Annotated in this window: 10 protein-coding genes; 5 read left to right on the top strand and 5 right to left on the bottom strand. The window is 70.1% G+C overall.

What is annotated here, in order from left to right:
• Positions 1-9: 9 nt before the first annotated feature.
• Positions 10-2115: an acyltransferase family protein gene (locus ACFFGH_RS21405; RefSeq protein WP_386672096.1), complete on the bottom strand. Its 2106-nt coding sequence runs from the start codon at positions 2113-2115 to the stop codon at positions 10-12.
• Positions 2116-2397: 282 nt separating this feature from the next.
• Here ACFFGH_RS21405 and ACFFGH_RS21400 point away from each other — a divergent pair, with 282 nt between their 5' ends.
• Positions 2398-4302: a glycoside hydrolase family 2 protein gene (locus tag ACFFGH_RS21400; RefSeq protein ID WP_386672095.1), complete on the top strand. Its 1905-nt coding sequence runs from the start codon at positions 2398-2400 to the stop codon at positions 4300-4302.
• A 7-nt stretch (positions 4303-4309) separates the two neighbouring features.
• Here ACFFGH_RS21400 and ACFFGH_RS21395 read toward each other — a convergent pair whose 3' ends face one another.
• Entirely contained in the window at positions 4310-5071 is a 762-nt protein-coding gene (locus ACFFGH_RS21395; protein ID WP_386672093.1) for a M23 family metallopeptidase, read from the bottom strand.
• 391 nt (positions 5072-5462) lie between these two features.
• Here ACFFGH_RS21395 and ACFFGH_RS21390 point away from each other — a divergent pair, with 391 nt between their 5' ends.
• Entirely contained in the window at positions 5463-6113 is a 651-nt protein-coding gene (locus tag ACFFGH_RS21390; protein WP_386672091.1) for a dienelactone hydrolase family protein, read from the top strand.
• On the opposite strand, the gene ACFFGH_RS21385 is transcribed toward ACFFGH_RS21390, so the two are convergent.
• Positions 6110-6640 (bottom strand): DinB family protein, encoded by a 531-nt coding sequence (locus tag ACFFGH_RS21385; protein WP_386672089.1) that lies wholly within the window; start codon positions 6638-6640, stop codon positions 6110-6112. The two genes, ACFFGH_RS21390 and ACFFGH_RS21385, sit on opposite strands and share 4 nt — an antisense overlap.
• Before the next feature lie 212 nt (positions 6641-6852).
• Between ACFFGH_RS21385 and ACFFGH_RS21380 the strand changes: the two genes are divergently transcribed.
• Both ACFFGH_RS21380 and ACFFGH_RS21375 read left to right on the top strand, forming a co-directional pair.
• A complete protein-coding gene (locus tag ACFFGH_RS21380; protein WP_386672087.1) occupies positions 6853-7293 on the top strand; it encodes a DUF4383 domain-containing protein in 441 nt (146 codons plus the stop codon).
• 36 nt (positions 7294-7329) lie between these two features.
• Positions 7330-7872, top strand: a complete 543-nt coding sequence (locus tag ACFFGH_RS21375) for a hypothetical protein (protein WP_386672085.1) — start codon at positions 7330-7332, stop codon at positions 7870-7872.
• 21 nt (positions 7873-7893) lie between these two features.
• Here the strand turns inward: ACFFGH_RS21375 and ACFFGH_RS21370 are convergent, their stop codons facing one another.
• Positions 7894-9183, bottom strand: coding sequence for an ATP-dependent DNA helicase (locus tag ACFFGH_RS21370; RefSeq protein WP_386672083.1), 1290 nt, complete (start codon positions 9181-9183; stop codon positions 7894-7896).
• A gap of 76 nt (positions 9184-9259) precedes the next feature.
• Here ACFFGH_RS21370 and ACFFGH_RS21365 point away from each other — a divergent pair, with 76 nt between their 5' ends.
• The gene (locus tag ACFFGH_RS21365) at positions 9260-10216 is read left to right on the top strand and encodes a hypothetical protein (protein WP_386672081.1); all 957 of its coding nucleotides are present in this window, start codon (positions 9260-9262) and stop codon (positions 10214-10216) included.
• A 51-nt stretch (positions 10217-10267) separates the two neighbouring features.
• Here ACFFGH_RS21365 and ACFFGH_RS21360 read toward each other — a convergent pair whose 3' ends face one another.
• Positions 10268-12262 (bottom strand): bifunctional copper resistance protein CopD/cytochrome c oxidase assembly protein, encoded by a 1995-nt coding sequence (locus tag ACFFGH_RS21360; RefSeq protein WP_386672079.1) that lies wholly within the window; start codon positions 12260-12262, stop codon positions 10268-10270.
• Positions 12263-12264 lie beyond the last annotated feature (2 nt).

The raw sequence follows: 12264 nt of genomic DNA, 5'->3' as shown, positions 1-12264 counted from the left end.
CTGGTCCGGTCAGCCGGCGGAAGCCGACGCGACGCTCAGGACCGGGTCGCGCTCGAGCCGCGCCCCGACTCGCTCGCCCAGTTGCCCGGCGAGCGTGAGCGACCAGGTGTTGGTGAGGTGGTTGGCGTCGCGGTGGACGAGGACGCCGCCGATCACCGAGGAGCACCGCTCAGGTCCGCAGTAGAAGTCGGTGAGGTCGATCAGGAAGGTGTCGTCGGTCTGCATCCGCTGCACCGCTCCAGGCTGCGGGTCGTACGGCAGTGCCGTCGCTCGCGGGTTGTCGCACTCCGTCGGGGTGTCAACGTCCAACAGGCACTCGAGAACGCGCGGGACCGGCCGCGGCGAGTCCCGGATCACCGCGACCGGCAGTCCGGCCTCGTTCAGCGTGCCCCACATGCGCGCGAGCCCGCCCTCGGCGAAGTCCTCGACCGACGTTCCGGCGGGGGGCGCCCACTCCACGCCGCTGACCTGCGATGTCACGACGAGGTCGTAGTCCCGGGAGAGCAGCGCGGCCTTCACGTTGCCCACCCACCCCGTGCATGCTTCCGTGATGATGTGCTCGCCCGCCCGGCGGACATCGGAGAACGGACAGCGGCCCTTGCTGTACAGGTCCATTGCCCAGCCGTTGTCGTTGGCCACCCGTTCGAATGCGCCGGCGTACTGCTGCATGTGACTGTCGCCGACGAGCGCGATCCGCACCTGCGACGTCCGGTTGCCGAACTCGCATGCCTTGGCCTCCGAATCCTCCCTCGACGTGGAGCCGCAGCGCGTGCTCTGCGTCCGCGTCGTGTCCCGCGAGGCGGCGAGAGCCGAGGGCACGAAGGAGGTGCTCACCAATGGATCGCCGCAGGCCGCGCCGTCTGCTGCCCACGAGCCGGCGCCGAGGCACGGCATCCCGCTCGCCACCGCCGCATAGGCCGCGCGCAGGTCGGACTCGACCTGCAGCTGCACGGCGTTCCATCCGAAACCGGCGAAGGCGACCACAGCCGCGGTGACGGTGAAGGCGCCCGCGAAGGTGAAGCGGTGCCGCAGCCCGGCGCTGCGGGCGAGGAACGGCTGCTCGACGAACCGGGTCGTCGCCCAGCCGAGCAGCACCGATGCGGCCAGGACGGCGAGCTTCGCCCCCGTGGTGAGGTCACCGCCGAGCACATACGGCATCAGCACGATGAGCGGCCAGTGCCAGAGGTAGATGGAATAGGAGATGTTGCCGAGGAACTGCGCCGGGGCGGCAGCCATCAGCGCCCGGGTGCTCAGTCGTCCGCCGGGCTCCCCCGCCCAGATGACCAGCAGCGTGCCGACGACCGGCAGCAGCGCCGCGGAACCGGGGAACGGCGTTGCGGCCGTGAAGACCAGGGCGGCAGCGCCGATGAGGACGAGTCCTCCCCATGACGCCATCCGCCGCAGGCCGGCGGACACCGCTTCGGACGACGGCGCGAACGCGAGGAGCGCTCCGGCGCCGAACTCCCAGGCGCGGACCGGCGTCGCGAAATAGGCGACGCCCGGATCGTGCTGCGTGAGCAGCACACTGACCACGAGCGATGTCGCGACGGTGACCGCGAGCATGGCGAACACCGCGCGCCGCTTGCCGATCCCGAACCGCTTCGCGGCGGCGACCGCCAGGAGCACGAGAAGCGGCCAGACGATGTAGAACTGCTCCTCCACCGACAGCGACCAGAAGTGCTGAACCGGTGAGGCCGTGTTGTCCGCCGCGAGATAGTCGACGGAGTCCGCCGCCAGCAGCCAGTTCTGGAAGTAGACGGCGCTGGCGGCGATCTCACGAAGCCACTGCTGCCAGTGCTGCTGCGGAGCCAGCCCGACGATCGCCAGGGCGGTGACCGCGAGCACCAGAAGGGAAGCGGGAAGCAGCCGGCGAACGCGACGGGCCCAGAAGCGGATCAGGCGGAAGTGCTCGTGCTCGACGTCGCGCAGGATGTGCGAGGTGATGAGAAAGCCTGAGATGACGAAGAACACGTCCACACCGACGTATCCGCCGGTCAGCCGGTTCGGCCACAGGTGGAACACGACGACCAGCAGCACCGCGATCGCCCGCAGCGTCTGGATCTCCCGGCGCAGCTCACGCTTCGACGTGGGCGCGGTCTTCGCAATCGCGGTCAAATGCCGGCGTCCTCGGTCAGGCCGGGAATGAGCAGAGCAACAGCCGCCGGAGGCGGGAAAGGACCCCGCTCATCCGTGTCTGCACCGGCTCAGTAGCTGAACGATGCGAAGCCCCCACGGGCAGGCTAGCGTGCGACCGGCGTTCCTGCGCAGCGCCTCGCGGCCAGGCATGAGTTCCCTCGGCGATGCGTCCGGTGCGCGCTTCCCGCTGTGTGCAGGCTGGTAACGTTTCCATACGCGGGCCGCCCGACGGCGCACAAGCATCCCTCTCGAGGAGACAACGTGGTCGCACCTTCTCCCGGCGCTGCTGCGCGCCAGCTCGACGCCCTGCGTGAGACGCACCCTCGCCCGCAGTTCGTGCGTGAGGACTGGCTCGACCTGACCGGAACCTGGCGCTTCGCGGGCGACCGCGAGGACCTCGGGCTGACTGAGGAGTGGTTCGCCGCCGCCGGCCGCATCGACGGTGAGATCGTGGTGCCCTTTCCGCCCGAGTCCGCCGCCTCGGGCATCGGCGACCCGGCGCACTGGAACGTCGTCTGGTACGAGCGGGACGTCGACCTCCCCACCCGGACGGACGGGGGGCTCTGGCTGCTGCACTTCGGCGCAGTCGATTACCGGGCGCAGGTGTGGGCCGACGGTGAGCTTCTCGCACAGCACGAGGGCGGTCATACTCCCTTCTCCGTCCCGCTGCGCCCGAGCGCGGAGGGCCGGCGTGTGCGGGTGACGGTCCGTGCGGAGGACCGCAGTGACGACCTCAGCCAGCCCCGCGGCAAGCAGGACTGGAAGGACAGCCCGCACGCCATCTGGTACTCCCGCACGACGGGGATCTGGCAGCCGGTCTGGCTGGAGCGGGTGCCCCGTACGCACATCGCACGCGTCACCTGGTCGTCGCGCATCGAGCACGCGACGGTTCGCGCGGAGCTCGAGTTCAACCGCCCCGTGCCTGAGGGGACCCCGGTCCGCATCGTCCTGCGCAAAGGAGACCTCGAGCTGGCGCATCAGACGACCGCCGTCGCAGGCTCGCGGGCGACGATCCACATCGCGATCCCGGCCCTCACCCACGATCAGGACCTGCATTGGGCGCTCTGGTCCCCCAGTCACCCGAACCTGATCGACGCGGAGGTCATCCTCGGCCAGGGGGCCGGGGCGGATGTGCTGCTCAGCTACCTGGGGCTGCGCTCGGTCGCGGCGACCGAGGGCCGGTTCCTGCTCAACCGTCACCCGTCGATCCTCCGCATGGCGCTGCACCAGGGCTTCTGGCCGGAGAGCCATCTCGCCGCGTCCGGCGACGAGCTGAAGCGTGAGGTCGAGCTCGCGAAGGAGCTCGGTCTGAACGGCCTGCGCATCCACCAGAAGGTGGAGGACCCGCGCTTCCTCTATTGGTGCGACCGGCTCGGGCTCATGCTGTGGGGCGAGATGCCGAGCAGCTACGGCTACTCCCCCACGATGGTCCAGCGGGTGATGGCGGAGTGGCTGGAGGTGCTCCGCCGCGACGTCAGCGCACCGTCGATCGTCGCCTGGGTGCCGCTCAACGAGAGCTGGGGTGTGCGCTGGATCGCCGATCGTGAGGAGCAGCGCCACTTCGCCCAGGCGCTCTACCACCTGACGCACGCGTTCGACGGTTCACGACCGGTGATCGCGAACGACGGCTGGGAGCACACCGCGACCGACATCCTGGGCATCCACGACTACGCGCCGGAGGGCCACCTGCTCGAGGCCCGGTATGCCGGGGCGGCCGCGGAGGTGGGCGGCTGGGGACCGCACGAGATGCGGCTCTTCGTCGGCGATCACCAGCACGACGGACAGCCGGTGATGATCACCGAGTTCGGCGGGATCAGCTTCCACCCCTCCGAAGGGGAAGACTGGTACGGCTACAGCGCCGTGCCGGATGCCGAGACCTTCGCCGCCAAGGTCGACGAGCTGGTTCGTCCCCTGCTCGGCAACCCGGCCATCATCGGCTTCTGCTGGACGCAGCTGACCGACACGCTCCAGGAGACCAACGGGCTCCTCGACGAGCACCGCCGTCCGAAGGTCGACCCCGCGGTGCTGCGCGAGATCTTCAATCAGCCCGCCGCGTCGAATCCGAGCGAATACGTCGCCGCCTCCCGGAAGGCTGCCCGAGCCGCGGTGCCGACGATCCCCGAAGACTCCACCGAGACCGACGCGGACACCACCGGTATCGGCTGACCCCCAGTCAGCCGACGTTGGCGCTGAGCCAGGCGTAGGGGTCGACGTTCACGCCGTTCACGAGGATCTCGTGATGCAGGTGGGGTCCGGTGGCGGATCCGGTCATGCCGACCGCGCCGAGGTATGCTCCGGCGGCGACTTGCTGCCCGACCGACACGGCCGCAGAGCCGGCCTGCAGGTGGGCGTAGAGGCTCCGCACGGACTGGCCGTTCACCGTGTGGTCGATGTAGACGTGAGTGCCGTAGCCGCCGCTCGACGCCACCACCGAGACGGTGCCGGCAGCGATGGCGTAGACCGGCGAGCCGCTTCCCGGCGTGAAGTCGGTGCCCATGTGGTTGGACGAGCAGCCGGCGCACGGCGAGACGCGGTAGCCGAACCCGTCGCTGACCTTGAGGCTGTCGACCGGCCAGCGGACGACGCCAGAGGCCGCGACCGTCGGCGCAGCCGACGACACGGGAGCGGTGCTTCCCGAGGCCACCTCGTACCGCGCGGGGGACGGCTTCGGCTTGGGCTTGGGCTTGGGCTTCACGACGATCTTGTAGTCGCCGCGCTCGGCGTCGACCGCCTCAACCTCGGCGACCTCCATCGACTGCGTGCCGGCTTCGACAGCCCCGGCCGCCGCGATCGGGGTCGTCGTCGCGGTCGCCTCGAACATGGGGGTCAGCGCACTCGCCGGGACGGTGACGCTGACCAGCAGCGCCGCGGAGAGGCCCAGGGCCCCTACCGGCAGGAGTTTCCGGACGAGACGACGCAGGCGAAGCTCGGGCACGACAGCCCTGCGGCGACGCGACGAACGGGCGTCCAACTCGCGGGCCTCACGCCGGGTCAGCGGACGGGCGGGCGATTGAATCGTTTCGAGCTGGCGGGCGTGGCCGGACAGGGCTCGGGTGTCGTGCAGCAGAACGGCGCTCCTCGCGAGGTTCTCGCTCTAGCACCCCGAAACTGAGTCGCAGCGCACGACACTCGGTGAAACCCGCGAGAAAGATGTAACGGATCGGTAACAAGGGTAACATCCCCGCTCGGCGCTGCGAGCCACCCTGCGATCGGCCCCACCAGGAGCCGCCCCTGCGTCCATTCACCGCGCCAAGCGATCTCACGGCGGACACTCAGTTTGCGCGGCCCCGGACGGGGTCGCTCCCGTGAAGTTGCAGAATGAGCCCATGACTGAACCCGACGACGCGGTCATCCCGGTCCCCTCCCCCGGCGAGACGCTGTGGTTCGGCGAGCAGTCCGCGCCGGTGGTGGTCGTGCTCCACGACGGGTACGGCCGGCTCGCAGCGGTGCTCGACTACTGCGCGGCGCTCAGCGCCCACGGGTTCCGGGTCGCCGCGCCCGACCTCTACGGCGGTGTCGGCACGACGGATGCGGCGGGCGCCGAACGTCTCATGGCAGGGCTGGCGCTGGAACCGGCGCTCTCCCTCATCGACGACTGCGTGGCGGCCGCTGCCGGATCGCGTCTCGGGGTGATCGGCTTCGCGGTGGGCGGCTGGCTCGCGCTGGCCCATGCCCAGACGGGCGCGTCGGATGCCGTGGTCGCGTATTACGCGACTCTGGGGCCCGAGACCGCCGCGGTGCTGCCCTGCCCTGTTCTGCTGCACTTCGCCGAGATCGACGAATGGGAGGACGACGAGGAGCCCGACGCGTTCGTGGCCCGGCTGAAGGACCATGGGACCCCGGTCGCGCGTCATGACTATCTCGCGACCGTCCACTCGTTCGCGAACGCCGCGATCCCGGAGCTGTACGAGCCGCGAGCGGCGGCACTCGCGTTCGCGCGTACGGCGGGCTTCCTGCAGCGGGAGCTGCTCGACTAGCCGCTTCGCACCCCGGTGACGTCCCAGAGGTGGTGCACCGGATCATGGATGAAGTACCGGGCGAAGCTGTCCACCGTGAACCGGGCACCGTCGCTGCGTCGTCCCGGACGATGCCACTGTGCTCCTCCGACGCGCTCGAAGTCCGCAGCGAGCTCCTCCCCCGCCGCGACCAGCTCCCCCGCGACGGCAGCGGGATCCTGGCGGTCGTAGCGGTCCTCGAGCGCCGTCGCGTCCTGGTCCCAGCTCGCGAAGAGCGGATCGTCCTCGTTCAGCATGAGCGCGAGCCGGACCCGGAACAGCCGGAACACGTCGCGGACGTGCGCCCCGTACTCGAGGGCAGACCATGTCGACTCGTCCGGTCGGGTCCGCGCATCCGGCTCAGCCAGCCGGGCCGCCCACGCGGGAAGGTCAGCGCGGATCCGGTCCGGCACGTCCGCGGCGGCGAACGCGGAGGCGTCGAAGCCGCACTGCGGGCAGGCGCGTTCCAGCACCCAGGTCCAGTCCTTCGTGTCCGGCACGATCGTCATGCCTCAATGCTGGCGTCCCGGAGGTGAGGCGGCCGCTGAAATCCGGCCAGACGCCCCGGAAAACCCGCCAGGCCAGCCCTTAACTCTCATGTGACCGGACTGGGAACAAGCTGTGAGCCGACCGGATGGTTGCTCCAATCCGATTCCAAGGCGAGTACGAATGTCAGGTAAAGCGGCAACAGCCGCGCTCTCGCACCAGAAAGGCACGAACAATGGCTAGAAACGACACAGTCGCCCTGACAAAATCACCGAACCGGCTGCTGGGCGTCATCTTCGGCGCGGTCTACCTGCTGGTCGGAATCCTCGGATTCTTCGTCACCGGCGGGGTGGACTTCTTCGCGACCGAAGGCAACCTGCTCCTCGGCATCTTCGAGGTGAACCCCTTCCACAACATCGTCCACCTCCTGATCGGAGCAGCGCTGCTCATCGGAGGCCTGTCCAGCGTCTCGGCCGCGAAGGCGACCAACACCACCATCGGTGCTGCGTACCTCCTCGTCGGTCTGATCGGCCTCTTCATCGCCGGCGACAACCCGGCGAACATCCTGGCGCTGAACGCGGCGGACAACGTCCTCCACTTCGCCAGCGCCATCGTGCTGCTCGCCGTCGGACTCGGGGCCGAGCGCGACGTGCGCCGCGCGGCGACCGCACGCTGATCCAGCCGGAACCGTGAGAGCAAGGAGGGGAGCCGGATGTCACCGGTGACACGCATGTGGCTGGCGTTCGCTGCCATCTGCACCGGCATCATCCACGCGGCACTCGCCGCGACGGCTCCCCTCCCCCTCGCGGTGCTCCTCGCCGCCCTGGCGCTCACCGAGCTCGCCTGGGGCGTCGCCACCTTCATGCGCGACCGCATCGCCGCACCGGCGGCCGTGCTCACCGTCGCGCTGGCGCCGCTGGCCGTGTGGGCGGTGCTGCTGCTCGGCGCGGCTGCGGGTGGTTCCGGCGAGCTGCTCCAGCCCTTTCCGCTGCTGCCGATGGCGGTCGCCGGCGCGTTCGAGCTGTTTGCGGCCCTCGTCGTAGGCCGGCGCGTGCGGAACGGCGCACGCGCATCCGTCGCCGACTCCCCCACGCCCGTTCCCGCCGGCCGCTTCCTCGCCGCGCTTATCGCGGGTGCCCTCGCGTCGGCCGCGCTCGTGACGCCGGCGCTGGCAGCCACCGAGGCCGGTGCCGGCGCGATGCCGCACGGGCACGGCGTCGTGCCCGAGGAGCTGCTCGACCACGGCGGTCACTGACTCCGCACCGTGGCGGGAGGGTCAGCCCGCGGCGACCGGCCGCGCCCGCACCGCTGACGCCATGAACCGCTGCACGTCCTTGTCGACCAGGATGTCCGAGGGTCGCATGGGTCTCGTGAGGTAGAGACCCTCCAGTGCCGTGATCCGGCTGAGCGCCACATAGGTCTGGCCGGGCGCGAACGAACGGGTGCCCAGATCGACGATCGCCTTGTCGTAGGTCTTGCCCTGCGACTTGTGGATCGTCACCGCCCATGCCAGGCGCAGCGGAAACTGCGTGAACTCGGCCACCACGTCTTTGGTGAGCCGCTTCGTCGCCGCCGAGTACGAGTAGCGGAACCGCTCCCAGGTGGCCGGGAGCACCTCGTGCGCTTCCCCGTCGATGTCGACCCACACCGTGTCGCGCACGGTCTTCACGGTGCCGATGGATCCATTCACCCAGCGCTGGTCCGGATCGTTCCGCAGGAACATCACCTGCGCCCCGACCTTCAGCTCGAGGGCCTCCTCGGCGGGGAACGAGCGTCCGCCGAACTCGCCGTTCACCTCCGCCTTCGCCGTGCGGACCCGGCCTGGAAGGCTCCCGAGCCGGATCGCATTGATCCGGTTCACCGCCGAGTTGGTGGTGGCGAGCGTGATGGCGCCCTCTTCCGGCGCGGGCCGGGCGCCCGTCTCGTTGATCACCCGGGCCATCTCCGCGGTGACCATGCCGAACCGCACTCCGTTCAGCAGGTATTTGAACTGATCCTCATGCTGACGGTGGATGGTGGTGAGCTCGAAGATGCGCAGGTCGGCCTCCTGCCACACCTTCGCGTCGAAGAACCACATCGAGCGGTAGTGGTCCTCGAAGTAGGCGCGCTCCTGGCCGTCGCCCGGCACGGGGGCCAGCTGGTACGGATCACCGAACAGCACCAGCTGCACGCCGCCGAACGGCTCCTGCGGACGCTGCCGCGCCTGTCGCAGGCTCCGGTCGACGGCATCGAGCAGGTCCGCGTTCACCATCGAGATCTCGTCGATCACAAGGGTGTCCATGGCGCCGAGCAGTTTCCGGACCTCGGGCCCCTGCTCGATCTCGGAATCCGCGATCACCCCGATCGGCAGCCGGAACAGTGAGTGGATGGTCTGCCCGCCGACATTCAGCGCCGCCACCCCGGTCGGGGCGCAGATGGCGATCTGCTTCGAGCTGTGCCAGGAGAGATGGTTCAGCAGGGTCGACTTGCCGGTGCCCGCCCGGCCGGTGACGAAGACGTGCTCGCGCGTGTTCTCGATCGCGGCGAAGACCGCAGCCTGCTCCGGTGAGAGCTTCTGCTCGAACACGTGGCTCCTCGGGTCGGGAACTTCAATCTACCCGCGCCGGTCGGCGACTCGAGCGAGGCGAAAATAGGATGTCAGAATGCGCAGGATCGTGGGGACTTGGGCGGCCCTGTTCGCGCTGTTCGTCGTGTCGTTCGCGCTTGTCGTCGTGGCGCTCAACGCGACGCTGTTCAGCCCAGGCGGCCTGGTGCGGAGCTACCTGGAGGCGCTCGCGCGACACGACGTGCCCGGGGCCTTGGAGCTCGCCGGGGTCTCCCCCACAGAACGCGACGTGCTGCTCGACGCCAGAGCGCTCGGCCGGCTGACCGACATCCATCAGCGCTCGGACGAGCAGCTCCCCGATGGGACGCACCGGGTCGAGTTCGACTACCGCACCGACGCCGGCGCCGGCCGGACCGAGTTCCTGCTGGAGCCCGCTGGCACGCGGTTCGGCGTGTTCGGCGCCTGGCGCTTCGCCGAGCCCCCCGTGGCCCAGGTGGAGGTCACCGTCTTGCACGATCCCAGGTTCGACGTCAACGGACTGGAGGTCGTCGGCGCGGCGAACGAGCCCCGCACGTACCGCGTGCTTGCCCCGGGCGCCTACGAGTTCGGCCACGAGACGACCTACCTCGAAGCGGCCGAGGTCGAGGTCGCCGTCAGCGCTTCCGGGGAGCTGGCAGAAGCCCGCGTCGACGTCGCAGCCAACGAGCGTTTCGTCGCGGAGGTGCAGCGCGACCTCGGCCGATATCTCGACGCGTGCGCGGAACAGCGCGTGCTGCTGCCGACCGGGTGCCCGTTCGGGAAGCAGGTCGCCAACCGGATCGAGTCCGAGCCGCGGTGGACGATGTCGGAGTATCCCCCGGTGACACTCCGTCCGGCAGAAGAGCCCGGCACCTGGCTGATGCCGCCCACCGAGGCCGCCGTGCGGCTGCGGGTCGACATCCGGTCGCTGTTCGACGGCACGGTCACCCGCTTCGACGAGGACGTGCCATTCACCGTCAGCCTCCTGATCAGCTTCCAGGCGAACGGCCGCCTCTACATCGAGGCGCTGGAGTAGGAGCACTCCCCCGCCCGCCCCCTCCGGCCGTCAGCATGCGGGAACGGCTGCTCAGCGACGGTCGGCGTCGGTCCGGTCGCGCTCCGCACGAGCAGCCAGCATGGCGTTGTACGCCTCCAGCTCGGCGTCGCCGTCGCGATCCGCGGCGCGGTCCACCCGCTTCGCCTCCCGATCGTCGCTGCGCGCCCACTGCAGCGCGACGACGATGGCCAGGATCACCGTGGGGATCTCCCCCACACTCCAGGCGATCCCGCCACCGTTCTGCTGGTCCACCAGCGGAGGATCCCCCCACTCCCGTCCCATCGCGCCGTACCAGTCGGCCAGCAGCAGTCCGGATCCGGTCATCAGCGCGAGACCGAAGAAGGCGTGGAACGCCATCGTGGCCAGCAACAGCACCAGCCGCAGCGGATACGGGGCGCGGTACGGCAGCGGATCGCTGCCGATCAGGACCTGCACGAACAGGAAGCCGGTGGCGAGGAAGTGCACCACCATCCAGTGGTGGCCGACGTGGTCGGTCATCGCCCAGCTGAACAGGGGCGAGTAGTAGAAGAGCCAGAGCGAACCGGTGAACAGCACGGCGGCGACGACCGGGTTCCCGAGCACGGCTGCGTACCGCGAGTGGACGGCGGCCAGCAGCCACTCCCGGCCGCCGCGTGAACCGTCGGTGCGCTTGCGGATGGCACGCAGCGCCAGGGTGATCGGGGCGCCTGGCACGAGGAGCAACGGAACCATCATGCCGAGCGCCATGTGCGCCAGCATGTGCGCGCTGAAGAGGTACGGCTGGTAGACATTGAGGCCGCCGTTTGTGATGAGGAACAGGAGCGCGAGCCCTGAGATCCACGCCACCGTGCGGAGCACTGGCCAGGAGTCGCCGCGTTGGCGGAGCCGGAACACCGCGGCGAGGTAGAAGAACAGCCCGAAGGCGCACGCCAGGATCCACAGCAGATCGAGGTTCCACTGCGTCAGGTACGACCAGATGTCGGGCTCGGGCGGCAGCTCCCTGCCGGTGAGCAGCTGCGCCGGGGTCGGCTCCGCCAGCTCGGAGGCCGGGATCTCCGGGTCTGGCGGGGCGGTTCGGCCGAGCGCCGCCGCGACACCGCTGGCGACCCCCATGAACGCCAGCTCCGCGACGGCGAGGATGCCGAAGATGCGGCCGGCCGGCCGGTCTGCGGCCTCGATGCGCGCGATCAGCCGCCGCCGGTAGACGGCCCCGAAGAGGCCGAGCGCGACGAGCACGCCCACCTTCGCGAGGACCAGCAGGCCGTATGGGCTCGCGAGCCGCTCGATCGCGCCGATGGCGATCTCGGCGCGGACATACCCGCTCGCGGCGACGATGGTGAAGCAGACGATGGCGAGCGTCGAATAGCGGGGGAGCACCTTGCCGAGCCGCTCGCCGCGGAGCTCCGGGAGAAGCAACGCGATGGTGGCGAGGCCACCGAGCCAGACCCCGGCGCCGGCGATATGCATCCAGAGCGCGATCACGGCCGCCCCGTGGTCCTCCGTGCCGCCGGCGTGGCCCTGCTGCGCGAGGGGGAGCTGACCGAGCACCACCCCTACGGCGACGAACGCGAGCAGGGTCTGGTTCCGCACGGCGAAGCAGACGACGGTGACGGCGGCGGCGAGAAGCGTGGTGCCGAGCCAGGCCTGGCCCAGCTCGACCGTGGTGAGGAAGGCCGAGAACCCCTCACCGAAGCGGTCGTCGAGGGTCAGCTCGACGCCCAGGGAGAGGAATGTGAGCAGGCTCGCCGCGAGGGAGGCGACGGTCCAGACGGCCGCCGCGCCGGCCGCGACGTCGAGGGCGCGGGCGAACGCCCGCTCCGCGGCGCTGAGCGCGAAGCAGGCGAGCACCAAAGCGCCGAGGGTCAGCGCGGTCGCGAGGTTCACCAGCAGCTTCGCCGTCGGCAGGCCGAAACGCACGAGCGCACCGGGATCCGTCCCGAACCCCGGGGTGTCGGCTCCGCCGCCGACGAGAAGAGCGGCGACGAGGGCGACGAACCCCGCCAGCACCAGGGCGGCCGGTCCCGTCAGCCGGGCGAGTCGCAACACCA

This window comes from Lysobacter korlensis (assembly GCF_042434515.1).
Note: the sequence above shows the minus strand (reverse complement) of the source record. Positions and strands in the feature narration are given on the sequence as shown.

Bases quoted from the DNA above. Each gene is read 5' to 3' on its own strand.
- ACFFGH_RS21390 (WP_386672091.1), top strand. From the start codon at position 5,463: ATGACTGAACCCGACGACGCGGTCATCCCGGTCCCCTCCCCCGGCGAG.
- ACFFGH_RS21385 (WP_386672089.1), bottom strand. From the start codon at position 6,640: ATGACGATCGTGCCGGACACGAAGGACTGGACCTGGGTGCTGGAACGC.
- ACFFGH_RS21380 (WP_386672087.1), top strand. From the start codon at position 6,853: ATGGCTAGAAACGACACAGTCGCCCTGACAAAATCACCGAACCGGCTG.
- ACFFGH_RS21375 (WP_386672085.1), top strand. From the start codon at position 7,330: ATGTCACCGGTGACACGCATGTGGCTGGCGTTCGCTGCCATCTGCACC.
- ACFFGH_RS21365 (WP_386672081.1), top strand. From the start codon at position 9,260: ATGCGCAGGATCGTGGGGACTTGGGCGGCCCTGTTCGCGCTGTTCGTC.